This is a genomic window from Pseudoduganella sp. R-31 (assembly GCF_049913235.1).
Taxonomy (GTDB): Bacteria; Pseudomonadota; Gammaproteobacteria; order Burkholderiales; family Burkholderiaceae_D; genus Rugamonas.
The window spans coordinates 494,608-521,105 of sequence record NZ_CP183986.1; the positions used below are offsets into that span (position 1 = coordinate 494,608).

The 26,498-nt window shown below is 58.9% G+C and carries 23 protein-coding genes; 7 read left to right on the forward strand and 16 right to left on the reverse strand.

All coding sequences use genetic code 11. The features are described 5' to 3' along the window. Position 1: 1 nt before the first annotated feature. Genes gluP through ACN9MY_RS02270 form a run of 4 tightly spaced genes read left to right on the forward strand, consistent with a single transcriptional unit; the run spans position 2 to position 4,814 of the window. The gene (gene gluP, locus ACN9MY_RS02255) at positions 2–1,342 is read left to right on the forward strand and encodes a glucose/galactose MFS transporter (protein WP_426320237.1); all 1,341 of its coding nucleotides are present in this window, start codon (positions 2–4) and stop codon (positions 1,340–1,342) included. Positions 1,343–1,374: 32 nt separating this feature from the next. Further along, the gene (locus ACN9MY_RS02260) at positions 1,375–2,703 is read left to right on the forward strand and encodes an ABC transporter substrate-binding protein (RefSeq protein ID WP_426320239.1); all 1,329 of its coding nucleotides are present in this window, start codon (positions 1,375–1,377) and stop codon (positions 2,701–2,703) included. Beyond that, positions 2,675–3,388, forward strand: coding sequence for a response regulator (locus ACN9MY_RS02265; protein ID WP_426167072.1), 714 nt, complete (start codon positions 2,675–2,677; stop codon positions 3,386–3,388). The genes ACN9MY_RS02260 and ACN9MY_RS02265 overlap by 29 nt, the downstream gene beginning before the upstream one ends. Next, positions 3,381–4,814: an ATP-binding protein gene (locus tag ACN9MY_RS02270; RefSeq protein ID WP_426336799.1), complete on the forward strand. Its 1,434-nt coding sequence runs from the start codon at positions 3,381–3,383 to the stop codon at positions 4,812–4,814. Before ACN9MY_RS02265 ends, ACN9MY_RS02270 begins: the two co-directional genes overlap by 8 nt. 2 nt (positions 4,815–4,816) lie before the next feature. Here the strand turns inward: ACN9MY_RS02270 and ACN9MY_RS02275 are convergent, their stop codons facing one another. From ACN9MY_RS02275 to ACN9MY_RS02315, 9 genes are all read right to left on the reverse strand, one after another. Beyond that, complete coding sequence (locus tag ACN9MY_RS02275; RefSeq protein WP_426336800.1) at positions 4,817–5,398, reverse strand: hypoxanthine-guanine phosphoribosyltransferase; 582 nt, start codon at positions 5,396–5,398, stop codon at positions 4,817–4,819. 95 nt (positions 5,399–5,493) lie between these two features. Further along, positions 5,494–6,750 carry a phenylacetate--CoA ligase family protein gene (locus ACN9MY_RS02280; protein WP_426337621.1) on the reverse strand — a complete coding sequence of 419 codons (1,257 nt, stop codon included), beginning with the start codon at positions 6,748–6,750 and terminating at the stop codon, positions 5,494–5,496. Further along, positions 6,750–7,103 (reverse strand): MmcQ/YjbR family DNA-binding protein, encoded by a 354-nt coding sequence (locus ACN9MY_RS02285; protein ID WP_426167078.1) that lies wholly within the window; start codon positions 7,101–7,103, stop codon positions 6,750–6,752. The genes ACN9MY_RS02280 and ACN9MY_RS02285 overlap by 1 nt, the downstream gene beginning before the upstream one ends. A 60-nt stretch (positions 7,104–7,163) precedes the next feature. Next, a complete protein-coding gene (locus tag ACN9MY_RS02290) occupies positions 7,164–7,964 on the reverse strand; it encodes an ABC transporter ATP-binding protein (RefSeq protein ID WP_028103337.1) in 801 nt (266 codons plus the stop codon). 7 nt (positions 7,965–7,971) lie between these two features. Then, on the reverse strand, positions 7,972–9,276 hold the full coding sequence (locus ACN9MY_RS02295; protein ID WP_426167080.1) for an ABC transporter substrate-binding protein: 1,305 nt from the start codon (positions 9,274–9,276) through the stop codon (positions 7,972–7,974). 28 nt (positions 9,277–9,304) lie between these two features. Next, the gene (locus ACN9MY_RS02300; protein ID WP_426336801.1) at positions 9,305–10,363 is read right to left on the reverse strand and encodes a branched-chain amino acid ABC transporter permease; all 1,059 of its coding nucleotides are present in this window, start codon (positions 10,361–10,363) and stop codon (positions 9,305–9,307) included. A 3-nt stretch (positions 10,364–10,366) separates the two neighbouring features. Continuing rightward, the gene (locus tag ACN9MY_RS02305; RefSeq protein ID WP_426337622.1) at positions 10,367–11,263 is read right to left on the reverse strand and encodes a branched-chain amino acid ABC transporter permease; all 897 of its coding nucleotides are present in this window, start codon (positions 11,261–11,263) and stop codon (positions 10,367–10,369) included. A gap of 6 nt (positions 11,264–11,269) precedes the next feature. After that, positions 11,270–12,082: an ABC transporter ATP-binding protein gene (locus ACN9MY_RS02310; RefSeq protein WP_426167084.1), complete on the reverse strand. Its 813-nt coding sequence runs from the start codon at positions 12,080–12,082 to the stop codon at positions 11,270–11,272. 14 nt (positions 12,083–12,096) lie between these two features. Continuing rightward, a complete protein-coding gene (locus tag ACN9MY_RS02315; protein WP_426336802.1) occupies positions 12,097–14,019 on the reverse strand; it encodes an AMP-dependent synthetase/ligase in 1,923 nt (640 codons plus the stop codon). 135 nt (positions 14,020–14,154) lie between these two features. Here ACN9MY_RS02315 and ACN9MY_RS02320 point away from each other — a divergent pair, with 135 nt between their 5' ends. From ACN9MY_RS02320 to ACN9MY_RS02330, 3 genes are all read left to right on the forward strand, one after another. Beyond that, positions 14,155–14,838, forward strand: coding sequence for a Crp/Fnr family transcriptional regulator (locus ACN9MY_RS02320; protein ID WP_130316223.1), 684 nt, complete (start codon positions 14,155–14,157; stop codon positions 14,836–14,838). A 72-nt stretch (positions 14,839–14,910) separates the two neighbouring features. After that, positions 14,911–15,909: a cyanophycinase gene (locus ACN9MY_RS02325; protein WP_426167090.1), complete on the forward strand. Its 999-nt coding sequence runs from the start codon at positions 14,911–14,913 to the stop codon at positions 15,907–15,909. A gap of 78 nt (positions 15,910–15,987) precedes the next feature. Then, on the forward strand, positions 15,988–16,794 hold the full coding sequence (locus ACN9MY_RS02330) for a beta/gamma crystallin-related protein (RefSeq protein ID WP_426167092.1): 807 nt from the start codon (positions 15,988–15,990) through the stop codon (positions 16,792–16,794). 29 nt (positions 16,795–16,823) lie between these two features. On the opposite strand, the gene ACN9MY_RS02335 is transcribed toward ACN9MY_RS02330, so the two are convergent. Genes ACN9MY_RS02335 through ACN9MY_RS02365 form a run of 7 tightly spaced genes read right to left on the reverse strand, consistent with a single transcriptional unit; the run spans position 16,824 to position 26,442 of the window. Further along, complete coding sequence (locus ACN9MY_RS02335) at positions 16,824–17,087, reverse strand: PAAR domain-containing protein (protein ID WP_426167094.1); 264 nt, start codon at positions 17,085–17,087, stop codon at positions 16,824–16,826. A gap of 2 nt (positions 17,088–17,089) precedes the next feature. After that, on the reverse strand, positions 17,090–18,421 hold the full coding sequence (locus ACN9MY_RS02340; RefSeq protein ID WP_426320253.1) for a hypothetical protein: 1,332 nt from the start codon (positions 18,419–18,421) through the stop codon (positions 17,090–17,092). Between the two features lie 41 nt (positions 18,422–18,462). Continuing rightward, positions 18,463–19,383 (reverse strand): DUF6708 domain-containing protein, encoded by a 921-nt coding sequence (locus ACN9MY_RS02345; protein WP_426320255.1) that lies wholly within the window; start codon positions 19,381–19,383, stop codon positions 18,463–18,465. A 28-nt stretch (positions 19,384–19,411) separates the two neighbouring features. Beyond that, entirely contained in the window at positions 19,412–20,380 is a 969-nt protein-coding gene (locus tag ACN9MY_RS02350) for a DUF6708 domain-containing protein (RefSeq protein ID WP_426320257.1), read from the reverse strand. A 10-nt stretch (positions 20,381–20,390) separates the two neighbouring features. Continuing rightward, entirely contained in the window at positions 20,391–22,823 is a 2,433-nt protein-coding gene (locus ACN9MY_RS02355; protein WP_426336803.1) for a T6SS effector BTH_I2691 family protein, read from the reverse strand. Then, on the reverse strand, positions 22,820–23,701 hold the full coding sequence (locus ACN9MY_RS02360) for a DUF4123 domain-containing protein (protein ID WP_426320261.1): 882 nt from the start codon (positions 23,699–23,701) through the stop codon (positions 22,820–22,822). Before ACN9MY_RS02360 ends, ACN9MY_RS02355 begins: the two co-directional genes overlap by 4 nt. An 11-nt stretch (positions 23,702–23,712) precedes the next feature. Next, complete coding sequence (locus ACN9MY_RS02365; RefSeq protein WP_426336804.1) at positions 23,713–26,442, reverse strand: type VI secretion system Vgr family protein; 2,730 nt, start codon at positions 26,440–26,442, stop codon at positions 23,713–23,715. Positions 26,443–26,498: the final 56 nt, after the last annotated feature.

Genomic DNA, 26,498 nt, shown 5'->3' on the forward strand with positions numbered 1-26,498 from the left:
CATGCACAAAGAACAGACCCTCGAGATGGCCGGCGCACAAGCCGTCCCTGGCGCCGGCAGCGTGGCGGTAGCCATGACTTTCATTGGCCTGATGTTTTTCATCCTTGGCTGCGCGACATGGCTGAACGGATCGCTGATCCCCTTTCTCAAGATCGCCTGCGACCTGAACAACTTCCAGTCGTTATGGGTCACGTTTGCGTTCTACATTGCCTACACCTTAATGGCGCTACCTTCTGCCGTGGTGTTGCGCCGTACTGGCTACCGCACCGGCATGTCGATCGGCCTCGCGGTCATGGCCTTCGGCGCGGTGTTGTTCATCCCGGCCGCGCGCGCGGCCTCTTATCCGCTGTTTCTGCTGGCGCTGTTTACCCTGGCCAGCGGCATGACACTGATGCAGACGGCGATCAACCCTTACATCGTCTGTATCGGCGCACGCGAGAGTGCTGCGACCCGCATCAGCATCATGGGCCTGTTCAACAAGACGGCGGGCGTGCTGGTACCGCTGGCATTCAGCGGAATGATGCTGTCCGACTTCGGCAGCTACTCGGACGCGACGCTGGCCGCCATGAGCGCGCCGGATGCGGCGCTGCTGCGCAGCCAGCTCGCGCAACGGCTGGTGCTGCCGTACGGCTTGATGGCTGTGGGTCTGCTGGCGATGGCTGTTATCGTGCGCCTTGCGCCACTGCGTGAAATTCCTGGGCAGCAGGCCAGTGGCGATGAAGGCACTTCCCGCTGGGGGGTGCTGCAGTTCCCGCAACTGGTTCTGGGTGCGCTGGCGCTGTTCGTCTATGTCGGTGTGGAAGTGATTGCGGGCGATACCATTGGCCTGTACGGACATAGCCTGCATGTGGAGAAATTCGGCATTCTCACTTCCTACACCATGGGCTTCATGGTGGCCGGCTATATCGTCGGCATTGTGGCGATTCCCCGCTGGCTGTCGCAGAAACAGGCGCTTTTGCTGTCCGCGGTGAGCGGGATCGCGTTTTCCTTCTGCGTTATCCAGGGTTCGGCCACTGGCAGCGGCTTGTCGCAAGCCTTGTTGGGCGTATTCGGTGTGCCGGCGGTACCGGACACGGTGATGTTCCTCGCCATGCTGGGCTTCGCCAACGCGCTGGTATGGCCGGCAATCTGGCCGCTGGCGCTGGAAGGCCTGGGGCGCTATACCGCCAGCGGCTCGGCCCTGCTGATCATGGGGATCGCGGGCGGCGCTCTGTTGCCGATGCTGTATGGGCACCTTTCCGACCTCTCAGGTTCGCAGGCTGCATACTGGCTGCTGCTGCCATGCTACGCCCTGATCCTGTTCTATGCCGTAAAAGGACACAAAATGACTTCATGGAGATAGAATTGCCGGATCGTTATCTGCTGGAGTAGTAGGTGCACAAGTCCCACCGGCGTTTGCAGATCGCGCGCCTGGCGCGCCTGCTATCACTTCCCCTGATGCTGATGTCATTGGCCGCCGAGGCGGCGGCGCCTTCCTTGCAGGTGCTGCATTGGTGGACTTCGGCCGGGGAGCGCCACGCCGCCAATGTATTGGCGGCGCGCCTGGGGGATGAAGGCGTCGCCTGGCAGGATGCGGCAATTCCCGGCGGCGCGGGCCTTGGGGCAGGCAAGGTCCTGCGCAGCAGGGTCCTGGCTGGCAATGCACCGGATGCGACGCAGATCATCGGCGTCTCGATCGGCGAGTGGGCGGAACTGGGCCTGCTGCTTGAGCTGGATAGCGTCGCCAACTCCGGCAACTGGAACAAGGCGCTTTTCCCCACTGTGCGCGAGCTGGTTCGTCATCGCGGCCATGTAGTCGCGGCGCCGCTCGGCATTCATCGCATCAATACACTTTTCTACAATCGCAGGCTGCTCGAGCGCCTCAACTTGGCGCCGCCAACGACCTGGCCTGAACTCGAGAAGGCGGTGCACCGGCTGCGTGCCGCCGGCATTGCCCCGCTGGTGCAGAGCAGCGAGCCGTGGCAGGTGGCGACCCTGTTCGAAAACCTGTTGCTATTGACCGGCGGTCCTGAGTATTACCGCGAACTGTTCGTGCGCCAAAGTCCGCAGGCGGCCGTCGACCCGCGCCTGGCGCAGTCTTTGCAGCGACTGCGCAGCATGAAGAGCTGGATGCTCAGTCCGGCCGAAGAGCAGCCGTGGACCGAGGCTGTCAAGCGTTTCTCGCGTGGCGAGGCAGCAATGTTCGTGATGGGTGACTGGGCCAAGGCCGAACTGACTGAGCTGGGCCAGGAGATCGACACCGATTTTTCCTGCATCCCGCTGCCCGGCACGGACAACTATCACCTCTACAGCGTGGACACGCTGGCCATGTTCGTCAACGATTACACCCATCAAGCGGCGCAGGAAAAGCTGGCGAAGGCCGTGATGTCGCCGCTCGCACAACAGCAATACAGCGCTGCCAAGGGTTCGGTGCCGGTACGGCGCGACGCCAACCCGGCTGCGATGGACAGCTGCGCGCGCGCGTCGTGGCGCAGTTTCGCGCGAGGCACGGCTGCACAGGCGCCAAGCCTGGTGCACCGCATGGCGGCCGACGAGGAAAGCCGCGACGCCATCATCGCCGAGGTACATCGCTTCTACATGGATGATGCCGTGGCGCCGGCGGAAACGCAGCGCCGTCTGGCCGGTCTCCTGCGGACTTTGAATTTCCGCTCCCACAAACAGCAAGGAAGCCAACATGCCACGCAAGATACTGATCGTCGATGACGACCAAAAAACCCGGCTGCTGCTCAAGACCTACCTGGAGAAAAACCAGTATGAGGTGATCCTTGCCCACAACGGCGAGAGCTTCCTGGCCGAACTGCATGCACACGCCGAGCAATTGTCGCTGGTGATCCTCGATGTGATGCTGCCCGATACCGATGGCTTCGCGCTGTGCCGCATCGTGCGCCAGCGGTCCAACCTGCCGATCATCATGCTGACCGCCAGTTCCGACGAAACCGACCGCGTGGTAGGACTCGAGCTCGGAGCCGACGATTACATCGCCAAGCCATACAGCCCGCGCGAGCTGCTGGCGCGCATCAAGGCGATCCTGCGCAGGGCTGGCGCCGACCCGGCGCCTACCGTGCGTGCATACCACTTCAACGGCTTTACGCTGGACCTGGCGGAACGCACGGTGGTCGATAGCCAAGGCGTGCCGCTGGCGCTGACGGGACTCGACTTCCAGCTCCTCAAGTATTTCGTAGAACACCCCGGCACGGTGCTGGACCGCAGCGTGCTGTGCGAGGAAACGCGCGGGCGAGATGCCGGGCCGCTCGATCGTTCGCTGGACGTGCAGATCAGCCGCCTGCGCCTGCGCCTCAACGACGATGGCAAGCAACCGATGCTGATCAAGACGGTGCGCGGCGCAGGCTACGTGTTTTCCGCCACGGTGGCCGTAACCCATGCGTAGGCTGTGGCCGCAGTCGCTGCTGGCGCGGCTGTCGCTGGTGATGGTGGCAGGCTTGTTGTTGACGCAAGTGGCAGTGAGCTCGCTGTGGACCATGCAGCTGCGCGACAAGACGCGAGCGGACGTGAAATCGGCCGCGCAATACCTGGGGCAGGGCGCGGCCAGCTCAATCCGCTTTTTCCGCAGCTTGCCGCCAAGCTACCGCAACCTGCTGATCCAGCAATTCCGCGAAATGGGCGGCACGCGCTTCTACGTCGCACTGAACCGCGACGAGGTCGAGGTGCAGCCCATCGCGCCGAATGCGTTGGCGCAGGCGGCGCTCAGCACGCTGGAAACCACGCTGCGCAAGGACCTGGCCGGGGAAAACCCCCTGCGGCTCGACTTCGCCTGGCCCGAGCAGTTGACCGTGTCGCCCGACGGCGTGCGCGTCGGCGAGCTGCCGGAAGCGTGGGTGCGCCACATCCTGCTGCTCAAGCCCGATCCCGCGCCAATCCTGGTCATCCAGACGGAGCTTGAGCCGGGCAACTGGCTGTACCTCGCCACGTTGATGCCCAATCCCTATTTCCTGAACAATAATGATCCCCTGTCCTTGGACAAGCTGGTAGTGCAGGGCGTGTCGCTCGCGGTGCTGCTGCTGCTGTCCTTCCTTGTCGTTCGCTCGATCACGCGCCCGCTGGCTGCGCTGTCCGATGCAGCCGAAGCATTCGGCAAGGACGAACATGCCCCAGCCCTGCCGGAATCCGGCAGCCGGGAATTCGTCAACACAGCGCGTGCTTTCGGCGCCATGCGCGAGCGCATTGCCAAATACATCAGGGACCGCGAACGCCTGTTCATCTCCATCTCGCACGACTTGCGCACGCCAATCACGCGCTTGAAGCTGCGCGCCGAGCTGCTCGATGACGATGCCCTGCGCAACGAATTCGAAGAAGACCTGGATGAACTGGACATGATGGTCAAAGGCGCGCTGCAATGCGTAAAAGACAGCGATATCCACGAAAACCCGACCGAAGTGAAGCTGGACCCCCTGATCCGCCGCCTGGTGCGCAGCGCGCAACTTGCCGGTCACGATGTGGCATACGACGAGAGCGGCATCGCGGTGCGCGGCAAGCCGCTGGCGCTCAAGCGCGCGATTGGCAACCTGCTCGATAACGCCTTGTTTTACGGCGAGCGCGCGCAAATCAGCGTGCGTTCATTGGAAGGCTGGACGGAAATTGCGGTGCGCGACCACGGTCCCGGCGTGCCGGAAGAAGCGATACCCAGCTTGCTGGAGCCTTATGTGCGCCTGTCCCACGGCCGCGAACGCAATGATACGGGCATGGGACTGGGCCTCGGCATCGCCAAGGGAATAGTGGATGGCCATGGCGGCCAGCTAGTGCTGGCCAATCACCCGGACGGCGGCCTGAATGCGGTCATCCGGCTGCCGGCCTGAATTCAGCCTTTGCTCAGGTCTGCCGGATTGAGCGCCCACAGCCCCGGCAAGTTGCGCCAGTAGCCATAGGCATCCATGCCGAAGCCGACCACGAAGCGGTTCGGGATCGTGATGCCGATCAGGTCAGCCTTCACTGGCTTGGACTTGCCGATATCCTTGTCGCAGAAGACGGCGATGATGACTTCCTTGGCGCCCATTTCCAGCAAGCGTTCCTTGACGTGCGCCAGGGTCTCGCCTTCGTCGAGGATATCGTCCAGCACGATCACCGTGCGGCCGGAGACGGTCGGGCGAGGGACTACTTTCCACACCACTTTGCCGCCCTGGTCCTCGTCGCCGTAACGGCTGACGTGGATGTAGTCGAATTCGAGCGGAAAAGTCAGCTGCGGCAGGATGTTGCCGGTGAAGACAACAGCACCGCCCATCACCCCCAGTACCAGGGGAAACTGCTGCTTGGACGGATCGCCGAAACGGTCGTTCAGCGAGTCGGCCATGCGGCTGACTGCCGCCTGTACCGATTCCTTGTCGAAGAGTTCTTCGGCGTTCTTGAGGAGGGCGCGTGCGCGGTCGTGGTGAAAGTCTTGCATGATGTTTCTGAGGCAGGTCAAGAATGGCTCAATTATCCCGCCATTCCGCCGCCTGCCCTAGGAACAGTTGGATTTACGCCACACGCTGCGGCATCTCAACTGTAATCGCGCACATCGTCGATGATCTTGCCGTCATTCGGCAAACTGCCGCGCGGCGCGAAGCGTACTTCGCCGCGCAGTTTGGTGATGTCGCGGATCGTGGCGACGATGTCGCAGGCCTGGGCTTCCAGCGCCGGATCGTCGGTCTCGCAATGCAGCGTCATGACTTCGTCGGCGATCTTTCCCGAAACGACCAGGCGTGCCTTGCCCATGCCGGGATGGCGGCGTGCGATCTCGTGCACTTGCGACGGGTGGACAAACATGGCGCGCACCTTGGTCGTCTGGTCGGCGCGGCCCAGCCAGCCTTTGATGCGGGTGTTGGTACGGCCGCAAGGCGATGGTGCGCTATCCACCAGCACGGCCGACAAGTCGCCGGTGGCGAAGCGGATCAGCGGGTAGTCGGGGTTGAACAAGGTGACGACCACCTCGCCTACTTCGCCCGGCGCTACCGGCTCGCCGGAGCCCGGACGGACGATTTCCAGCAGCACATCCTCGTCCAGCACCATGCCAGGATTGAGCTTGCCGTTGCTGCGCGTTTCGTAAGCGATGCTGCCGATGTCGGCGGAGGCATAGGTGGAAATCACTTCGGGCACGCCATGTTCGGCGAACCACTGGCGCAGCGATTCAGGCAGTGCTTCCGCGCCCATCATCGCGCGCTTCACGCTGCTGATGTCTGCGCCCATTTCGGCGGCCTTCTCGATGATGATCTTCAGGAAGGAGGGGGTGCCGATATAGGTATCCGGCTGCAGTTCCGCCATGGCCTGGACCTGCAACTCAGTCTGGCCCGCGCCGGCGGGGATCACCGTGCAGCCGATGCGCGCGGCGCCGCCTTCCACCATGAAGGCGGCGGGGGTGAAATGATAGGAGAAGCAATTCTGCACCAGGCAGCCGGGACGCACGCCGGTGGCGAACATGGGACGCGAGAAGCGCCACCAGTCGATCGAGCGGCCTTCGGGATCGAAGATGGGGCCGGGGGACATGAAGATGCGTCCCAGCTTACCGGCCGGGGTGCTGTTCAGGCCCCCGAAGGGGCGTTCCTGCGCCTGCAGCCCCTTGAGGTCGGACTTGCGCGTCACAGGCAGTTGCGCCAGCGCTTCGCGGCTGTTGATGCGCGACGCATCGACGCCGGAAAGGATGCGCGCCCAGCCAGGCGCCGACTGTGCTTGCGCTACCAGCAGCGGCAGGCGCTCCATCAAATCGCGTTCGCGCTCGGCGTGCGGGCGCGTCTCGAGGCTGTCCAGGGTTTCGGCCATCATGCCGCTCCTTCAATCTCGCGTTGCAGTTTCTTGGTCAATTTTGCGAATACCAGCTCGTGCGAGCGCTTGAGCAGCGCTTTCGCTTCCGCGTCCGGTAGCTTGGAAAGGTCCTGCACCATCACCCATTTGGCGCGCGCCAGGTATGGTGCAGGAATGATGCCTTCGCGGTCCGTCAGTTCCAGGAAGCGGTCTTCATCCACCTTGAAGCTGATTGCTTTCGCTTTGTCTTTTGCGTCCATTGCAGCAAACATCTTTTCGCCCACCGAGAACACCAGGTTGCATTCCCATTTGATGTCTTCGGTGGCGCCAGGCAGGGTGCGGCAGAACTCTTTTGCTTTGGTTATGTTCATTTTAGTCAGCGGGCGCCAGGTGCCAACACGCTACGCGTGTCAGCAGCTGGCACCCGTCAATTAGGCTAACCAGCGTTTGCGCCGGCGGTAAAATTTCATGTCGCGGAAGCTCTTGCGGCCGGCGCCGGACATGCCGAGGTAGAACTCCTTGACGTCTTCGTTGTTGGCCAGTTCGCTGGCCTCGCCTTCCATCACCACCCGGCCGTTCTCGAGGATGTAGCCAAAGTCGGCATAGCGCAGGGCCACATTGGTGTTCTGCTCCGCCAGCAGGAAGGACACATTCTCTTTCGCGTTCAGGTCTTTCACGATGCCGAAGATCTCTTCCACGATCTGCGGCGCGATGCCCATCGACGGTTCGTCCAGCAAAATCATGGAAGGCTTGGCCATCAGCGCGCGGCCAATGGCGCACATCTGCTGCTCGCCGCCGGAGGTATAGCCGGCCTGGCTGTTGCGGCGTTCGCGCAGGCGCGGGAAGTAGTGGTAGACCTTTTCCAGCGACTCCTTCATTTCGCCGCGCGATGCGCTGCGCGTATAAGCTCCCGTCAGCAAATTCTCCTCGATGGTCAGGTGGCCGAAGCAATGACGGCCTTCCATCACCTGCGACAGTCCGCGCTTGACCAGCTCATTGGGCGTGAGCTGGTCGATGCGTTCACCCTTGAATTGCACTTCGCCCTTGGTCACGTCGCCGCGCTCGCCGCGAAGCAGGGTCGAGATGGTCTTCAGCGTGGTGGACTTGCCGGCGCCGTTGGCGCCCAGCAGGGCAACGATCTTGCCCTGCGGGACCTGCAGCGACACGCCTTTCAGCACCAGGATCACGTGGTCGTAAATGACCTCGATGTTATTTACCGACAGGTAGCTCATAAGCCTCTCACTTCATGCAGGCAGGCGTGATTTTCTTTTCAGCGGCGTACTTGCCGGACGATTCGTCCACCAGTTTTCGCAGCAGGACTTTGTCGCCCACCACCCAGTTCGGCGTCACAGCCTTCCAGGCTTTTCCGTCCCATTGCTGGACCTTCACAGCACCCGAGCCCTCGTGGTCATCGCAGGAAGTCTTCACAGTCGGGAACATATTGAAGACGCCCAACGCCTTCTGGCGGGCTTCGTCGATGTTCAGGTTTTCGAAGCCCCAGCGCAGTTGTTCGCCAGTGACAGCCTTGCCCTTGCCGAACTTCTCCTGGGCCGCACGCATCGCTTCCACATACATCACGCCGGCCGTCAGGCCGCGCATGTGGTAAACCGAACCGATGCGGCCCTGGTCGGCCAGATTGCCCTTGCCGCTGGCATAGACTTTCTTGCGCAGTTCATCCAGCAGAGGGTAGTTGCCGGGGGTGTTGAAGGTCATAGAGGTATAGCCCTTCGCCGCATCGCCCGATGGCACAGTATCTTCTTCAGAGCCGGCCCACCACACGCCCAGCATCTTCTCGCGCGGGAAACCGTTGCGTTGTGCGGTCTTGATGGCAACGGAATTCATCACACCCCAGCCCCACAGGATCACGTAATCCGGCTTGGCCTGGCGGATCTGCAGCCATTGCGACTGCTGCTCGCTGCCTGGCGGCGCGACCGGAATCTTGATCAGTTCAAAGCCGTATTGTGCGGACATCGCTTCCAGCACCGGCAACGGTTCCTTGCCGAAGGCGGAGTCATGGTACAGGTGGACGATTTTCTTGCCTTTCAGCTTGTCCATGCCGCCGCTCTTGTCGCCCAGGTACTTCACCATGGCGGCAGCCTGGCTCCAGTAGTTGGAGATCAATGGGAAGACATACGGGAAGACCTTGCCGTTGGCCGCGTCGGAGCGGCCATAGCCCAGGGTCGTCATCGGGATCTTGTCCTGCGGGATACGGTCCAGGATGCCGTAGGCAATGCCGGTGGATAGCGGTTCCACGACGGTGGCGCCGCCATTCTTGGTTTTCAGGCGCTCATAGCATTCCACCCCGCGCGAGGGGTTGTATTCGGTCTCGCATTCCTCCCAGCTGATTTTCACGCCATTGACGCCGCCGTTGGCATTGACCAGGTTGAAATAGTCGATGATGCCGCCATAAAAGCCGGAGCCGCCTGCCGCATAAGGACCGACGCGGTAGGAGGGCAGGGCGACGAATTGCTCGGCTGGTTGCGCCCATGCGCTGCTGGCGACGATGCTGCTTGCTACGGCAATGCCAAGTACGAACGATTTCATGTGTTGTCTCCAGTTTTATAGTTGCCGCTCAGTGCGGGAAAGGCCACAGGCGGAGTTTCTCTTTACCGATTTGCCACAAACGCGCCAGACCGTGGGGTTCCACGATCAGGAAGAAAATGATCAGGGCGCCGAACACCATCAATTCCAGGTTCGATGCCACGGTAGTAGGCAGCGCCAGGCCGTGCGCCACAATGTTCAGGAATACCGGCAGCAGGACGATGAAGGCGGAGCCAAGGAAGGATCCGAGCACGGAACCGACGCCGCCGATGATGATCATGAACAGGATGCGGAAGGACAGGTCCAGGTTGTAGGCTTCCGGCTCCACGGTTCCGAGGTAGGCAAACGCGTAAAGTGCGCCAGCGACGCCGCAGTAGAACGAGCTGACCGCGAATGCCAGAAGCTTGGTGCGCATCAGGCGAATGCCAATCACCTCTGCTGCCACGTCCATGTCGCGCACTGCCATCCAGGAGCGGCCTACGTTGGAGCGGATCATGTTCTTCGCCAGCAGCGCCATGATCGCCACCACCGCCAGCACAAGCAGGTACTTGCGTTCCGGTGTGTCGAAGGCATAGCCGAAGATCTCCATTTTCTGAGCGGTGATCACGCCGGAGGAGCTGTAATTCGTCAGCCAGCCGATCTTGGTCAGGCACCACACCACGAAGAACTGTGTCGCCAGCGTGGAAGCAGCCAGGTAAAAGCCACGGATGCGCAGCGAAGGCAGGCCGAAGGCCATGCCGACCATTGCCGCACACAGGCCGCCCAGAACGAAGGCCAGCAGCACCGGGATGCCTGGAACGCGCAGCATGAAGTTATAGGCGGCGAACGCGCCCACGGCCATGAAAGCTGCAGTACCGAGCGAGAGCTGGCCTGCATAGCCAGTCAGGATGTTAAGCCCGAGCGCGGCCAGCGCGAATATCAGGAAGGGGATGAAAATGGCCGACAGCATGTAGGGTGACGACACCAGCGGCAGCACCAGCAGCGCCACGGCCAAGGTAGTGAACAGCGCGATACGGTCCTGGCGGATCGGCAGGATCTGGCCATCCGCTTCGTAGCTGGTCTTGAATTGTCCTGCTTCGCGGTAGAACATCGCTCAAATCCTCCGGATGATTTTTTCGCCGAACAGCCCTTCCGGGCGCACCAGCAGGAACAACAGGGCCAGCACATAGGGGAACCACCCTTCGATGCCGCCGCCAACGTGCGGGCCGATATACACTTCGGCCAGCTTTTCGGAAGCACCAATAATCAGGCCGCCGACGATTGCGCCTGGCACCGAGGTGAAGCCGCCCAGGATCAGCACCGGCAGCGCCTTCAGCGCGATGAAGGTCAGCGCGAACTGCACGCCATTGCGCGCGCCCCACAGCATCCCCGCGACCAGGGCAACCATGCCCGCTACCGCCCACAGGATACCCCAGATGCGCTGCAGCGGGATGCCGACTGCCTGTGCGGCCTGGTGATCGTCGGCCACAGCGCGCAGCGCGCGACCAACCTTGGTTTTGGCGAACATGAGCGCCAGCGCCGCAACCATCACGCCGCAAATGGCGGCAGCGGTCAGGTCGAACTTGGAGACGATGATATTGAATTTTTCCATCAGGATTTCACTAGGCACGTCCTCGATCGGGATGTCCAGCTTGTGCACCTGGGAGCCCCAGATCAATTGCGCCAGTCCTTCGATGAAGAAGGCCAGGCCGATGGTGGCCATGAACAGCGTAATCTCCGGCTGGTTCACCAGGGGCCGCAGAACCACTCTTTCAATCGCCAGGCCGAGGATGATCATCGCCAGCACAGTCGCGGGAATGGCGAGCCACAGCGACAGCCCGAACTTGTCCATGAAGCCGACGCAGGTCAGCGCCGCGAAGAACACCATGGCGCCCTGGGCAAAATTGAACACGCCGGAGGCTTTGTAGATCAGCACAAAGCCGATGGCTACCAGCGCGTACATGACGCCCGACAGCAGGCCGCCGATCAGCACTTCGGCAAAGAAGTTGATATCCATTTAGTGGGCCACTCCGAGGTAAGCATCGATCACGTCCTGGTTGGTGCGGACTTCGTCCGGCGTGCCATCGCCGATCTTCTTCCCGTAGTCCAGCACCACCACGCGGTCTGAGATATCCATCACCACGCCCATATCGTGTTCGATCAGCACGATAGTGGTGCCGAACTGCTCGTTCACGTCGAGGATGAAGCGGCACATGTCCTGCTTTTCTTCCACGTTCATGCCGGCCATCGGCTCGTCCAGGAGCAGGATCTGCGGCTCGGCGGCCAGTGCACGGCCAAGCTCAACACGCTTTTGCAGCCCGTAGGGCAGGCGTCCGACCGGCGTCTTGCGGATATGCTGGATTTCGAGGAAGTCGATCACCTCCTCACATTTGCGGCGATGCTCAATCTCCTCGCGGCGCGCCGGCCCCCAATACAGGGCTTGCAGCAGGAAGTTCGACTTCATCTTCAGGTTGCGGCCGGTCATGATGTTGTCCAGCACAGTCATGCCCTTGAACAGCGCAATGTTCTGGAAGGTGCGCGCGATGCCCGACTTGGCGGCCGCGTAGCAATCCATATTCTTGCGATGCTGGCCGCGGTAGATGATCTCGCCTTGCTGCGGGCGGTATACGCCGTTGATCACGTTCAGCATCGAGCTTTTGCCTGCGCCGTTGGGGCCGATGATGGCGCGGATTTCATGCTCGCGCACATCAAAGGAGATATTGGTCAGCGCCTTCACCCCGCCGAACGACAGCGAGATATTGCGCAGGTCCAGGATCACGTCGCCGATCTTGCGGCCAGCCGTGATGGCTTCCGGTTCGTTCATTTGCATGGTGGCTTCCCCGCTTATGCTGCCTTGAGGTCCATGATCCGAAGGTCGGCTGCCACCATGCCGGTGCGCCCGTCTTCGAATTTGACCTGGGTTTCGATGTATTGCGAAGCTTTGCCGCCGTACAGTGCCTCGATCAGCACCGCATATTTCTCGGCGATGAACTTGCGGCGCACTTTGCGGGTACGAGTCAATTCATCATCGTCAGGGTCGAGCTCCTTGTGCAGCACCAGGAACCGGTGGACCTGGGTGTCCGCCATCAATGCCTCCTGTGCCAGGTCGGCATTTACCTTTTCCACGCATTCCTTGACCAGCGCGTAAGTCTGTTCATGGGCGGCCAGGTCGGTATAGCCCGAGTATGCGATGCCGCGCCGCTCGGCCCAGTTGCCAACAGCCTCCATGTCGATGTTGATGAAGGCGGTGACCTTGTCGCGCTCATGGCCGAAAGCCACGGCTTCCTTGATGAAGGGGAAGAACTTCAGTTTGTTTTCGATGTAGTTGGGCGCGAAGATGGCGCCGTTGTTCATCTTGCCCACGTCCGCTGCGCGGTCGATGATGCGCAGGTGGCCGTCGTTGTCGAATATGCCGGCGTCGCCAGTGTGGAAATAGCCTTCGCCGTCGATGGCCTCGGCCGTCGCATCAGGGCGCTTGTAATAGCAATGCATCAAGGTCGGCGACTTGACCAGCACTTCGCCGTTCGGCGCCAGCTTCACTTCCACGCCAGGCGCCGGCTTTCCGACGGAATCGAACTTGATCTCGCCATCCGGCTGCAGGCAGATGTAGGCGCAGGTCTCGGTGGAACCGTAGAACTGCTTCAGGTTGACGCCAATCGAGCGATAAAAGCGGAACAGGTCCGGACCGATTGCAGCACCAGCTGTATAGGCGACACGGATACGCGACATGCCCAGTACATTGCGCAGCGGCCCATACACCAGCACATTTCCGATGGCATAGCTGATGCGCTCGCCCAGCGGCACCTGTTTGCCGTCCAGGATGTCTGACCCCACCCGGCGTGCGACGTCCATGAAGTGATGGAACATCTTGCGCTTGACGGCGCCCGCATCTTCCATGCGAATCATCACTTGCGTCAGCATGTTCTCGAAAATACGCGGAGGTGCAAAATAGTAGGACGGACCGATTTCGCGCAAGTCGGTGGTCACGGTGTCCGACGATTCTGGGCAATTGACGGTAAAGCCGGCGGTCAGTGCCTGTGCGAACGAGAACAGGCAGTCGCCCACCCAGGCCATCGGCAGGTAGGACAACACGTTCTCTTCGTCGGTCAGCTTGTCGAAGCTGATGCCCCCAACGGCAGCCGACAGCAGGGCCTTGTGGGTCTGGCACACGCCCTTCGGCTTGCCCGTGGTGCCGGAGGTGTACAGGATGATGGCGTTATCGCTTTCCTTGCTTTCAGCGATCGACGCTTCATAAAAGCCGGGATGCGCCTTGTCGTACTCGCGCCCCAGTTCTTGCAGGCGGGCATAGGACATCAGCTGCTGGTGCGTGTAATTGCGCATGCCTCGCTCATCTTCGTAGGCAATGTGCTTGATGTTCGGGCACTGGTCGCACAGGTCGAGCAGCTTGTCGACCTGCTCCTGGTCTTCCACGATGGCGTACGCGATTTCGGCGTTCTCCAGCACGAAGGACATGTCGGCTGCCGGCGCGTCCTGGTACATAGGCACCGGCACGCCGCCCAGGCACTGCGCCGCCAGCATCGACCAGTACAGGCGCGGCCTGTTGTCGCCGATGATGGCCAGGTTCATGCCGCGCTGGAATCCAATCGCGGCCAACCCGCAAGCCAGTGCCCGCACTTCCGCATTCACTTGCTGCCAGTCCCAGGTCTGCCAGATGCCCAGGTCCTTTTCGCGGAACGCAGGCTTGTGCGGCCGCTCCTTGCCATGCTGAAGCAGCCTGCGAGGGAAGGTCGTCAGATTATCCTGCACGGTGTCTCCTTGGGTTTTTAGGTGCGCATTTTTAGTTGTGATGCGCTTTTTGTGTGATGATATTAGCGTGAGCTATGTCGCAAAGTTGTCATTTCAAAGACAATTCGACGACTTTTGATGGTGCGACGCAACAACATGAAAACAGAACCGAGCCTGATCGAAGCCATACGCAGTTCCACCTGGGCGCCCGTGCTCACAGAGGAGCAACTGGCGCGCGTAGAGGCTACCTGCTACGAGGAGTTTATTCCCAAAGGCGGCTTCGTTTGCCATAAAGGCGAGATTGTCGATAATTGGATCGGCATTATTTCGGGCATGGTGAAAATGAATAACTTCTCGCCAAACGGAAAAAGCGTCACATTTACTGGCGTGCCGCCTGGCGGCTGGTTTGGCGAAGGTTCATTACTCAAAGATGAACGCCGCCGATATGACGCCATGACACTGCGTGACAGCCGCATCGCACGCATGCCGGCCGCCACCTTTCACTACCTGCTCGAGAATAGCCTACCCTTCACCCGGTTCCTCTTGATGCAGCTCAACGAACGTTTGGGTCAGTTCATCGGCATGGTGGAAAACGAACGCCTCCTGGACCCGGACACACGCGTTGCACGCTGCCTTGCGTCACTATTTAATTCCCACCTGTATCCCGGCATCGAGCGGCTGGTGCAGATTTCCCAGGAAGAAGTCGGGCTCCTGTCGGGCTCCTCGCGCCAACGTGCCAACCAAGCCTTGCAAGTGCTCGAAAAGCAGGGCTTGTTGCGCGTGGACTACGGCGGAATCCGCATCCTCGACCTGGATGGATTGCGTCGCTTCGAGGCATGAATAATGTGCAGCATGCGCCTTCACTGATGAGTAGAATGAATTTTCATATTCATCACTTCAGTGGAGTTTGCCATGCGTTCCCTGCCTGCCCTCTTGCTGTTGGTATTGTCCCTGTGCGTCTCGGCTTCAGCGCAATCTGCAAAGCAATATGAGTTCTATGTGGTGGGCGATCCCACCAACGTGACAAGGCCTCAGCCAGCCCAGCCTTCGTTGGTATTGATGGGAGGGGGAACGGACGTGGACGACGCATTCCGTTGGATGATCCAGAAGTCAGGCGGCGGTAATTTCGTCGTCATCCGCGCTACGGGAACGGATGCCTATAACCCCTACATCTACGCTTTTGGTGGCGGCGTCACTTCGGTTGAAACGCTGATCATCCCTAACCGCGCGGCGGCAAATGATCCGTTTGTGCTGGAGCGCGTGCGTAATGCCGAAGCCTTGTGGATCGCCGGCGGCGACCAGGCCAATTACTGGGAGGACTGGAAGGGCACGCCGCTGCAGGCCGCCATCCAGGGGCTGGCCAACAAGAATGTCCCCATCGGCGGCACCAGTGCCGGCTTGGCTGTGATGAGCCAGTATGTGTTCAACGCCTTGAATGGCTCGATCACCTCGCCTCAGGCGCTATCCAATCCCTATGACAAATCGGTCTCGCTCGGACGTGACTTCCTGGCTTTGCCCGGCATGGGCAATATGATCTCCGACATGCACCTCGATTCGCGTGACCGCATGGGGCGCCTGGTGACCTTCATGGCGCGCATCGTGAACGATGGCTGGACGCCTATGACGCACGGCATTGGCGTCGATGTGGAAACTGCGCTGCTGGTGGAAAATGGAATCGCCACGCGCGTGGGCAATGGCTCAGCGTATTTCCTGAACACCGTCGGGATTCCCGAAGTCTGCAAACCCAAAACGCCGCTCACATACCGCAATGTCGGTGTGCAGCGCCTGTCCGGCAGCGGCAGCTTCAGCCTGGCGAATTGGGCCAGCTACGGCAACTCTACCTTGAACTACAACATCTCAGCCATCAAAGGCGTGTTGAGCTCAACCCAGCCGGGAGGTTCCGTTTACTAAGTAACGAGTGTTCCCGAACAGACCAGCCGATATTGCCGGGCGCATGCTGGGCGCACCTGATCTGTATCGGAGGACATCATGAAGTTTCCAATCAGAACTGCGCTGGCGACGCTAATCACCCTCGTCAGCGCGCACGCCTTGGCACAAATCACGCTTTATCCGCGCGAAGGCTGGCGCGGCCGCCCGATTAACGTCACACGTTCCATCAGCGATCTGCGCAGCGCAGGTTTCGATAACCGCGCCTCGTCGGTCGTGGTTGAGCGCGGCCGCTGGGAAGTGTGCCCGTTACCTAACTTCGAGGGCGAGTGCAGGATCTTGCGGCGCGGCAGCTATGAATCGCTGGAGGGTATGGGCCTTAACGACAATATCTCGTCGATCCGCGCCGTGCCCCCGCGCCGGCGTGTTGATGAAATGGCTTACGCACCAGAGCCGGTGGCCCAGCCAAATTATGAATACCGCATGCGACCGAGCGAGCGTGTGTATGAAGCCCCAATTACTTCTGCTCGCGCCGTGGTGGGCCCGCCCGAGCAACGCTGCTGGGTTGAGCGGCAGCAGGTTGAAGCCTCGGGCGGCAGCGGCACGGCAGGCGCCATCGCCGGCGCCCTGATTGGCGGCGTGCTGGGTCACCAGGTGGGCGGCGGCTCCGGCCGAGACATCGCCACGGTCGGCGGCGCGATTGCCGGTGCGGCGGTCGGCTCCAATGTTGGCCGCAACGCCGGCAACCAGTACGCCCAGAACGTTCAGCGCTGCGAAGCTATTCCCAGCCGCACGCCGCAATACTGGGACGTGACCTACGAGTTCCGCGGCACCGAACACCGCGCCCAGCTCTCGTCCGAACCTGGCCGCACCATCACGGTCAATCGGGATGGCGTGCCGCGCATGTAGGCCGGTGAGCGCCCGTCGGCCGGGATGCCTTACCCCCGCTCCAGGTTCGGCAACGAGGAAATCAGCTCGGCGCCACAACTGGTGACGTGGGATTCCAGGGCCACTGCGCGGCCTTCGATCACCCAGTCCGGGTCGCCCTCGGCGATGGTGCAGCCGCTGTGACCCGGACGTGGGCACGAAACAGTGTCGCCCACGCGCGCAACGGCAATGCCCATGATGGAGAAGTTTTCTGCCGCACTGGTGACCGAACCGCCATGGCTGGTGGAATCACCTAATCGAATGACACGTTTCATGGCTAGCTCAGGTGAGGCGTTGCAAATGCGATCGCGATGCCATTTGGCTCGGCAAACTCCGCGCACAAGACAGGGCCCTGCTTGCCTTGCGCCTGTACCAAAGCAACGGCCAGCAGGCCTATGGGGCTGGCCTGTCCAAGGTGCCCGACATGCCGGACCATATCAGTTGCCATCTCGATGGGTTTAAGGTCGATCTTTCGATGCATTAGTGCACCGGCAATCGAGGCCAGGCGGCCACCGGCATGCTTGGACTCGCCAGTATTGTGCACAAGCCATTCGCAGCGCGATTCGGCAGCCTGTCCGGGCGCACTTGCATGAAGTTGCGCCTGTTCGAGAAGCGACGTCAGCACTAGCTGGCCGCTTTTATCGTCGATCTTCCCGGTGGCGGCGCGGTAGATGCGCGCTACTGAACCCAGCGCGCGCAATTCATCTCGCAGTAGTCGCGGCAAACTCGCAAGCAAAGGCAAAGCGCCGCCCGAATAATAGCCACGGGACGAATCATCATCGGTGGCCGCCGCATCAAGCATGGCAGGTAAATCGGCAGCGGTCACCAGCAGGGCGAACACGCCATGGCCAGGCTTTGTAACCGGCAGCGATAGCTGCGACATCGATGAATCAAACGCCAGCACCACCGCAGCCGGAAGCTCGGGAATGCTCTCGAATAGCCCAAGCACGCTATTCGAAGCGCTGCCCCGCGACGGCATGGCCATTACCAGCGGCGCATCAGCCTTCAACTTCACCGGCAGCTTCATGTCGGAGATGAGCCTCGCCGCGATCATGCTTACGTGTTCAATTACATCCTTGGCCGCAATGTCGGCAGGTGCCACCAGATAGATGGGCAAGGCGGCTGCTGCGCCGCACTCGGCATAAATATAGCCAAGCGCTTCGGCGATACCGGCATCCAGCGCTCGGCGAGTGTCTTGCGAAGCAAGTTCCTGACTCTTCTCGTCTGCCTTCACCATCGAGATTGCCACACTGGGGCTCTCGGTCAATTCCAGCATTTCGTGGACTGCCAGGTCGTTGATCGTCAACAAGCGGCAGTCACAATACTGGCGGCGCTGCTCGACTCGGGCATGCACCGGATCCTGCACGGTTTGCATCGCAGCTTCCGTTTGGTTGTGCTGCGCCTCCGGAGCGCTTTGCTTGTGGTCACTTACGTACCAGCGACCAAACCACCATGCCAGGCACATGCCGATTGGTGGCAGAAAGTGCAGCGTCACCAATTTGTAATTGGCCCACTTGCTATAGTCAGGCCGGACTCCGAGCGCGAGGAAGGCGATCCAGCAAGCGAGAGCGCCCAGCAAAATCAAAAATCTAGATAACAGCCATCGCATTCGTCATTTCCTTTGTCATTTCGGTTCCGCATGAAAACGCGTCACACTTCCTCGTAGCCTGATTCGCGCACATAGGGATCGTGTTTCGTAATCATGCATTCCCGCTCTACCCAGTCAGGCCATCGTGGGATTTTGCTGGTGCGCATAGCGAATACGCGGGCAAAGCTGGCCAAGAAACAGATCGGAACGGTGAACCAGTCCTTTGGTAGTCGTGCATAGCCTTCTTGCCAGGTTTCGTAACGTTTCGCGATTGGCAAGCATTCCTTCAGCATTCTGTGGGGTTGCTTGGGGCCATCTTCCATATAGCGACGAAGGTACTCCCAGCAATTGCGCACTTCATTGATATCTTTCGACGCGTAACCAAGTCTGAAAATACCGGTTGCCGTCCGGTGCTTGCCCTTACCTTCCATCAGAAAGCAACTGATATGGAATGCCACGTTGGTATCCCATCGATACTCGCTAATGCAAAAAAACGCCTTATCCCACTCTGTAGTTAATACCGTCCCGTCCCTTTTCCAGATGTAGATCTTTCGATTTTTCCGATTGAGCCGGATCGGAAGATGGGTGTAGTTGAAGGACTCCTTCAGCAATTCGTAGATGGAAACCATGAAGAGAAGCTGCACCAAGATTGGCAACAGCAAACCACTCCATCCTACGAAGTCAATAAAATGATGAAAGTGAGTAAGTGCATCAGTCTCGCCAGAATTGATAAGCAAACAAAGTATCAATATCACCAGTATAGTGAGCAGGTAACCGAGCGTTCCGAGCCCTCGCGAAAGGTACCTGGTATCCGTCACTTCGATAAAGGTGCTGTTAAACTGGATGACAAACGGGTCGTCATGCGACCAATTCTCGTCAAATCCTTCCAGCTTCTCCTTTATCTTCAGTTCGTTTTCTTTCTTATCATTATTCGGTAGACCATTCCACTCGAATTTCTTTGACTGGCTATAGTCGCTATACATTCTTCATCTTGTCTGAGCGGAAAACAGATTACGCCGCTTGTGAGGTTTCTCGCGGTGCTTCGTACCCCGATTCGCGAACATACGGATCATCTTCGGCAATAGCGCATTCCTGCTCGACCCAGTCAGGCCAGCGCGGTATTTTGCTGGTATGCATGGCGAATACTCGGCCTAAGCTGGCGGGCAGATTGAATGGCGTGGCCATTATTTGCATAATGACGCTGCCATGCAGTAGAAGCGACAGGCGCATAAACCCTTCCCACCAGGTCTCTCGGCGTTTGGCTATCGGCAGACAAATCTTAAGCATTCGATATGGCTGGGCGGGCCCATCTTCCATGAAGCGACGGAAATATTCCCAATGGAACCGCAAGTCGGTTGCGTCACTTGAGGTGTAGCTGCTCAGAGTGAAGGAATCTTTTACGGTCTGGCGATCTTCGGATAAGACATGGCCGACAATATCCCACATCTGGACAGCGCCCTTACTGTAGCAACGCACATAAAAGAAGGTTTTATCCCAAGGCGCGCTGAATACCTCTCCATTTCTGCGCCAAATATAGATTTTTCGGTTCTTTCGATTAAGTCTTAAAGGAAAATGAGTGTAGCTGAATGATTCACGAAAAAGTCCATACGCAGAAAAGGCGATAAACAGGAACACCATCAAGGCAGCAAAGAACAATGTGTTTCTCATCCCTTCCCTGTTGTATTCTTCAATAGCGTCCCACCGGCTAACTGTATCAAACGTAATTGCTGCCAAAAACCAGGAAAGTCCTACAATAATCAGCAATGCCAGTGTTGTGAATACACCCCGGATAGGGTAGTCCCTATCTACTATTTCTGCGAAAGTACTATTTTGTTGAATGATTGACAGCTGATAATGCGGCAGATTTTCGTCAAATTCGGCAATTTTTTCATTTTTCTTCAGCTCGTTGAGTCTTTCTTCTTGCTGCAAAGGGCGATTGACCTTAAATCCCTTGGGCTTCAAAAATTCTGGAGAGTACATTACTATTTCCTTAAGTAAGAGCTTTGCCTAGTTCTTTCATCTCAAGCTCTGCGCTATCGTAGCTGTTTGCGATTCCAAAAATGCAGTTCTCGATCCAGCTGTGTATCGCTTGATCTTTTACCTGCTCAAGCCAATAGACAACTATCAAATACCCTATGACGAATACTAAAGTCACGAGATAGAACCCAAAACATAAAGCAATGGCGATACCTAAGCCGATGAGGCCTGATGCTATGTAGAGACGTCCTGTGGTTATGTTGTTCTTTTGCAATTCCTCTCTAGCTTTCATGAGATCCCAGACGGCCATGATTCCTGCACCAACTAATCCCAGAGCTTGCCCTACAAGCTTTATTCTGGCGGCCCATCTAACCGCCGTTAGCCCCTGTGCCCATCTAAATCCGGCTTGGCCCATGTGTTCAATTGCGGCACCTATGGTTTCGCATAAAGTACCCGTGACTCCAATTATGCCTGCGGCAAGACGTGACCTTGCTTCAGCCAAATCCCCCTCCAATGATTTCGCATGATCGGCAACGGTTTTTGTCAGACATATATACTGAAGAACGCCGATACACATGCCTAAGCGAACATTTGAATTGATAACTTGCTTAAACTTGTCGAATCGAATGTCGTTCAAAGTGCGGGGAGTCTTTAGAGTTGAAGCTCCCAATTGACGCATGGCAACCCATTTGAAGGTCCTCCGGCCCTCTAGTCTTTCCCCGTGAATTGCAGCGAGTTGGATTTCCCGGTCGACCGCAATCTTGATTTGCGCTTTGGTGAGGCCTGTATCGCTGCTTTCAATAATCTGACGTACCAAAAACGCACGGAATTGCTTACGGCTGCCTTCAAACGACAGCCGTTCCCATCCCAGTCCGCTATGCATACCTAATATGGTAAAGGCCAATTTAGCTGCACCATCCACGAAATGGCCGCCCGCGTAGGCCAAAGGGCCCATCATTCGTGCCAACAGTGTGGCACCTAGCGTCGCTTGATTTTCACTGATGAGTTCGACGGACTTCTTATAGCTAGCTGCCAAGGCATCCCATGGGATGGCGCGCGAATCGAATGCAGTAGCGTCCGCTACTTTTTTGGCTAATGCATCATTGTTATACACCATTGCGCGCAGCAAGATATTCTCTGAATCGAAAACATCTTCATTTAGCCATTTTTCGTATTGGTTAAAGCATGGCTTAATGCCTTCTGTCCCTTGAGTGAGATTTAGAATCGCTTGGACATAGGCGGCGCCCGATTTTATGTCGGTGGTATCGAAACTGCAGCTCATGTAATTGGCCAAGCGCTTGCTAGTGGTCCAGGCGACATGCGCTTCACCAAGCGGGTTGATTTGTGTTTCGGTAACAGTCTCTACTTCCTGCTGATAACTCTTGTAGAACGTTTCAACCATGGCCTCATTGAAACGAGCGCGCCCACTCTCGCGGTGCGTAAACCGTCGCCAAGCTTTGGCTTGTTCCTTTTGGATCTCCACCTGATTCGGCATGCCCTTGTAAAAACCACTTAAACTATAAGCCCCCATGCCCATGCTTAACGTTTGATTTTCTAGCTCCTTGGCATCGTCAATCGCAGAGGCTCGGGCGTTCTCCATGATCGCGCTTCGCAACTGCAGGATGGCGCTCGATACAACGATTTTTCGGGACTTGGTTTTGTCCCGCTGATCAAGTTCAAGCTTGTTTGTCAGCAAGTGGTTTGCCTGTACCGCTATTTCAATGCCCATTGCCAGGGGATCGTGCAAGCTGACGATGACTCCCTGGCCCTTGCGCAGTGCATCAGCGGTCTCGAGTGTTTGCTCCAACTGGAGCCTGCGTGGCGTAAACTGGTACGGAGCGTGGTAAAACGCGTTAGGCGCTGTTGCCTTGAGCGGATCACAAGCAAACTCCGCGACCTTGCTGCCAAGGAGTTTGATTGGATGGACGTTTTCTTGCTTGCCACCCGCGAGGGCGACTTTGACGTCCAACATTAGCATGTGCTTTTTGCGGTAGGCGGTATCCTCGTGCTGTTTAAGCACCGCTTCAGTCCACTCCACATCGGAAAAGCCAAACCAGACTCGCGTGGCCTTGTTTGGGTCGGGAATGGTCACCATGCCGGCCACCTGCTGATGGCCAGTTTGCGTACAAGGTTGTTTGTTGGCGGTAAAGGAACTTGGCACTGGCTTGCCCACTTCGAAGCGCATGAGGTACGCGTCTTCAGTAACGAAGTACCCTTCCCAGCGCTTACGTGCTTCGTCGTGAACGTAAAGGTAGCCGCAACGCAATAGGCGGCGAGTGTAGTGGGCCGAGTCACCCAGGCCCACGAATTCAGTCTTGCCGTCGGCATGGAGCGCTCGGGTTTTTGGGGCGCCCGCAGTGACGGGCGCCAGCGCGTAGCGAGCTACGAGTACAGGCAATCCACGCTTGTCGCAAAATTCGCAACCGGGTACGGTATTCAATGTCATGGTGCTTTGTCCATCAGGTATTGGGTGTGTTGTTGCGCGTTGAGGTCGGTGGCAATGCGTTGCCAGTCTGCGGGCTGCAATTCGGCAATGGCGTCCAGGTACGTCTGCTCGTTCCTGTCTATGCCGGCCAGCAGCGCGCGCACGCGGGGGTGCGTATCAAAATGCGGATGAACGGTCATGCCGTGTAATGCGAACTGGACTTGCTCGTCCTCCCTTGCCAGGGCATGGTTCGCTGCGCGGAGCAGCAGCGAGTCTATTTTTTCGCTGACGCTGAAGTATCCCTTGGCATCGGATGCGTAAGCCGGCCTTAGTTCGTCCGGCAACTGTGCCAAGGTGCGGTTGATTGCCTGTATGCGGTGCATCTGCTCGCCCTGAGGGCGGCTGAAGAACTGCGCCAGCACTGGCTCGCAAGCCGGGGCCTGCAAGCGATGCCATTCGTGGTCGCAGTAAATGCTCCATTCGCTAATGCAGCCAAACAGCGCTTTCAATTGCGGCGGGCTGTAGATGCGTAGTATCTGCGTCATGACGCGCGGTGCATAGCTGCGCAGGTGGAACTTGCCGCCGCCAGGCAGTCGCGCTATCAGCTGCTTTTTCCAGTGTGCCTGCAGGTGCTTTGCGTCGGCGCTGGTCTTGAACAGTGACAGGATGGGCGGCGTTACCTTGTGCGCGCGGGCGTGCTCCAGCTGTTCGCACAGTGCGAAGAATTCTTCATCCGGTAGCGATGCCAATGGCAGCAAGGCAGGAAATTTGGCGGCATCGGCTTCCAGGCCGTCGGGCACTAGCGGCAGCAGCTTCCACGTCGGCGGCAGTTCGTCGCCCAGCATATAGCAGTCGACCATTGCGTAGCCGTGTGCTTCAAGTAATTCTTGTGCAAACATGCGCTTCGATATCAGTTGATTGGAACTAGAGCGCCATCGTTGGCGACAGCGCTCGCCGACTGCATAGCGCACATCTTTTCGTTGCCTTTCGGTGGCTCTGCTATGTCTGCCGACTTGCTGGCTGCGCCGGTCATAGCGTACTTCGCGGCCTTGAGCAGCATGTTTTGCGGGCTTCCTGCCTCGAGATCCTTGCCGATCCGGATATAAGATCCCCCCGCCATCAGCAGGATTTCCTCCGGCGCCTGGATCACCACGCGGCCATCGACGCTGGTGATGGTGAGGTCCTTTTGCGCCGTAGCATTGATTTCTCCGTCCTGGGCCTGCAACTTCACGTTCCCTTTGGCGGCGATGATCTTGAAGGTATCCTTCAGCTTCGCCTTTGTGCCGGATACGAACAGGCTGATCGACTCTGCAGCGTTATGAATCCAGCGCCGGCCGGTCGTCTGGTTCATATCGCGTTGCGCGACCTGGTCAAGGTTGGTGTTGGCGGCCACGGTGATGCTTTGCTGGCTGGTCAATGCGGTACCGGCAGTTGAGCCAAGCATGAGGATGCCTTGCTTGCCGTGTTGGTCCCCTTCACCGCTTTTGCCGTCGGGGTCGGTGTTGAAGCCGCGCTCCAGGTTGTCGACTGCCTCTTTTAGCTGGGTTTGGTGCCCAGCGTGTGCCTGTGCGCCAGGCTTGCTGTCATCGTCGACCTGCTTGTTGTCATGTCCCGTTTCCGGCAGGTTGGCCTCGACCTCCGCCGCGTATTCTCCCTGGCGCTGAACTTGCTCGAGGGCGGCACTCAGCACCTGAATGATGGCGTCGCGCATCAACTGCGTGCCGCCGGCACTCTTCTGCTGTTCCGTGGTCAGCAGCAATGAGCACGCGCGCAGGGCGCCAGCTGCTTCGCTAGCCAGTTCATAGCCTTCACCGCGCGGCTCACCTTTGCCATCGCTCCGCGGTTGCGTCAAATAGCCAAGGTTTACTTCGCTGTGCCAATGTTCGCTTGCCAGTTGGGCGCTGATCTGGCCCCGCGTATCGTCCAGGCGCAACTGGTTGTAGCGGCTCCCGCCGAATTCCTTGCTTTTGATGCCGGACAGGGCGAAGTTGCCGGGCAGGCTGCCTACATGGCTGAAGGTTGGTGGTGGGGCGTTGCCGTTGTGGGCGCGATTGGTAATGACGGGCCGGTCGCAGTTCCCGTCCAGGAATTGGAGTATGACTTCATCGCCGGCGCGGCATAAGGCGATCATGCCGTAGCCATTGCTGGCCCAGCCGCTAAGGTTGCGTATCCAGGCTGAGTCGCGCGCTGTGCCGGACGCGCCTGCGCCGTGTTCATGGTCTTCGATTGTGCAGCCGAGAATCCTGACCTTGGTGCAGCCCAGTTCATTGCAACTGATTTCCTCGCCCTCATCGGCAACGACGATGGCGCTCATCGGATGGGTCGGCGGCAGGTCTACCCTTGGATCGTAGGCCGGTACGATCGGAATCCCGCGACGAACGCAGGTGAAGCGATTGCTGTAGCGGGCGACCCGTTCGTCGCTGGCTTGCGCCAAGGTGGATGGGTCAAAGCTGGCGGACGTCGATGCGTGCCAGCCGTTGACCGCAAACAAGCGTTGCACCTTGTCGCCGAGGGTCTTGGGCAGGTTGTTTTCTGCAACGACATGCAGTTCGGTGATGACGAATTCGCGTTCTTCCGGGGCGTGGCTGTCGATCTCGGAATGCCCGCTCATGCTGAACGTGACGCCGACGCAGGCGCTGCGCTGGTCCGATTCGGCATAAAAGCGTTTGCTCTTGTACTCGTGGTGTTGGGTGCGCAGTCGGGTCAGGAAGGCGAAGTCCTCGCCGTCCTTGCCCATATGCGGCGGGTCAATCCAGCTGTCGGTGACCGCTTCCGCGAATTGGTTGCCCAGCGTGCCTTGGTCAAGCAGGGTGTCGGCTTGGTGGCTTGCCATACGCGCGGCCTTGTAATCCCAGCTATGCCGGGTGCTGGCACCGGGGGCGAGCGTGCGTTCCGCACTCCAGGCGTTGATGGCGTCGGCCTTTTCTGTGCCGTCTGCCCGGTGATAGCGCCATGGTATGGTACCTGGTTCTGGCAGCTGCCATACATTGTCGAACAAGACGAGGGTATGGTTTGGCATGTCGTCGCTGCCGGTTTCGCTGGATTGACCGGGGCGAATGAACCAGGCGATTCCGCGTCGTTTCATCAGCCTTTTCAGGAATTGCGAGTCTGATTCCTGGAACTGCATGGTGAAGGCGCGCGAAGGGTGGTTGCCAACCACACCGGACAGGTCGATGTCGAAAGAGCGTGCCAGCACAGGGTTGCGGTGGCGCCACTCGCTGACCAGTCTCTGGATGATGTCGGTTTCACTCATGTCGAGGAAGACGCGCGTATTGGTGCGCAGCTCCATCATGGCGAGCGCATCGCGTACCACCAGTTGGTAGGTCGCGAAGCCGCCATCGCTTTGCCCTTCGGAAGCGCTTTGCACCAGGCCGCATACCGAGCGCAGCGTGCCGTCGGCGGTGACGAACTGTACTTCGACGGGTAATGCGATGAATTGCTTGATGGGCAGTCCAGCTTGGGTCGAAACGCAAAGGAGGCGGTACTCGATGCCGTCGCCGCACATCGTTTCAACACCGGTTACGCGCTGGACCATGAGGGCGTCGTCCAGGACTTCATTCTCTGATCCCAGGCGCAGGCGGATCGGGCGGTTGGCTTCACTGAAAGCGGCGGATAAGCCGGCGAGGTCGAGCAGATTCATAAAAAAAAGCCCGCAATGGGCCGCTATTTAGTTGTCATTGGGCAATAATTTATTGG

What these genes read in the sequence shown, in the direction of transcription:
- ACN9MY_RS02340 (WP_426320253.1), bottom strand. Translation starts at nt 18,421, where the DNA reads ATGCGATGGCTGTTATCTAGATTTTTGATTTTGCTGGGCGCTCTCGCT.
- ACN9MY_RS02320 (WP_130316223.1), top strand. Translation starts at nt 14,155, where the DNA reads ATGAAAACAGAACCGAGCCTGATCGAAGCCATACGCAGTTCCACCTGG.
- ACN9MY_RS02355 (WP_426336803.1), bottom strand. Translation starts at nt 22,823, where the DNA reads ATGACATTGAATACCGTACCCGGTTGCGAATTTTGCGACAAGCGTGGA.
- gluP (WP_426320237.1), top strand. Translation starts at nt 2, where the DNA reads ATGCACAAAGAACAGACCCTCGAGATGGCCGGCGCACAAGCCGTCCCT.
- ACN9MY_RS02360 (WP_426320261.1), bottom strand. Translation starts at nt 23,701, where the DNA reads ATGTTTGCACAAGAATTACTTGAAGCACACGGCTACGCAATGGTCGAC.
- ACN9MY_RS02295 (WP_426167080.1), bottom strand. Translation starts at nt 9,276, where the DNA reads ATGAAATCGTTCGTACTTGGCATTGCCGTAGCAAGCAGCATCGTCGCC.
- ACN9MY_RS02330 (WP_426167092.1), top strand. Translation starts at nt 15,988, where the DNA reads ATGAAGTTTCCAATCAGAACTGCGCTGGCGACGCTAATCACCCTCGTC.
- ACN9MY_RS02290 (WP_028103337.1), bottom strand. Translation starts at nt 7,964, where the DNA reads ATGAGCTACCTGTCGGTAAATAACATCGAGGTCATTTACGACCACGTG.
- ACN9MY_RS02310 (WP_426167084.1), bottom strand. Translation starts at nt 12,082, where the DNA reads ATGCAAATGAACGAACCGGAAGCCATCACGGCTGGCCGCAAGATCGGC.
- ACN9MY_RS02335 (WP_426167094.1), bottom strand. Translation starts at nt 17,087, where the DNA reads ATGAAACGTGTCATTCGATTAGGTGATTCCACCAGCCATGGCGGTTCG.
- ACN9MY_RS02350 (WP_426320257.1), bottom strand. Translation starts at nt 20,380, where the DNA reads ATGTACTCTCCAGAATTTTTGAAGCCCAAGGGATTTAAGGTCAATCGC.
- ACN9MY_RS02270 (WP_426336799.1), top strand. Translation starts at nt 3,381, where the DNA reads ATGCGTAGGCTGTGGCCGCAGTCGCTGCTGGCGCGGCTGTCGCTGGTG.
- ACN9MY_RS02265 (WP_426167072.1), top strand. Translation starts at nt 2,675, where the DNA reads ATGCCACGCAAGATACTGATCGTCGATGACGACCAAAAAACCCGGCTG.
- ACN9MY_RS02325 (WP_426167090.1), top strand. Translation starts at nt 14,911, where the DNA reads ATGCGTTCCCTGCCTGCCCTCTTGCTGTTGGTATTGTCCCTGTGCGTC.
- ACN9MY_RS02365 (WP_426336804.1), bottom strand. Translation starts at nt 26,442, where the DNA reads ATGAATCTGCTCGACCTCGCCGGCTTATCCGCCGCTTTCAGTGAAGCC.
- ACN9MY_RS02300 (WP_426336801.1), bottom strand. Translation starts at nt 10,363, where the DNA reads ATGTTCTACCGCGAAGCAGGACAATTCAAGACCAGCTACGAAGCGGAT.
- ACN9MY_RS02345 (WP_426320255.1), bottom strand. Translation starts at nt 19,383, where the DNA reads ATGTATAGCGACTATAGCCAGTCAAAGAAATTCGAGTGGAATGGTCTA.
- ACN9MY_RS02285 (WP_426167078.1), bottom strand. Translation starts at nt 7,103, where the DNA reads ATGAACATAACCAAAGCAAAAGAGTTCTGCCGCACCCTGCCTGGCGCC.
- ACN9MY_RS02280 (WP_426337621.1), bottom strand. Translation starts at nt 6,750, where the DNA reads ATGGCCGAAACCCTGGACAGCCTCGAGACGCGCCCGCACGCCGAGCGC.
- ACN9MY_RS02275 (WP_426336800.1), bottom strand. Translation starts at nt 5,398, where the DNA reads ATGCAAGACTTTCACCACGACCGCGCACGCGCCCTCCTCAAGAACGCC.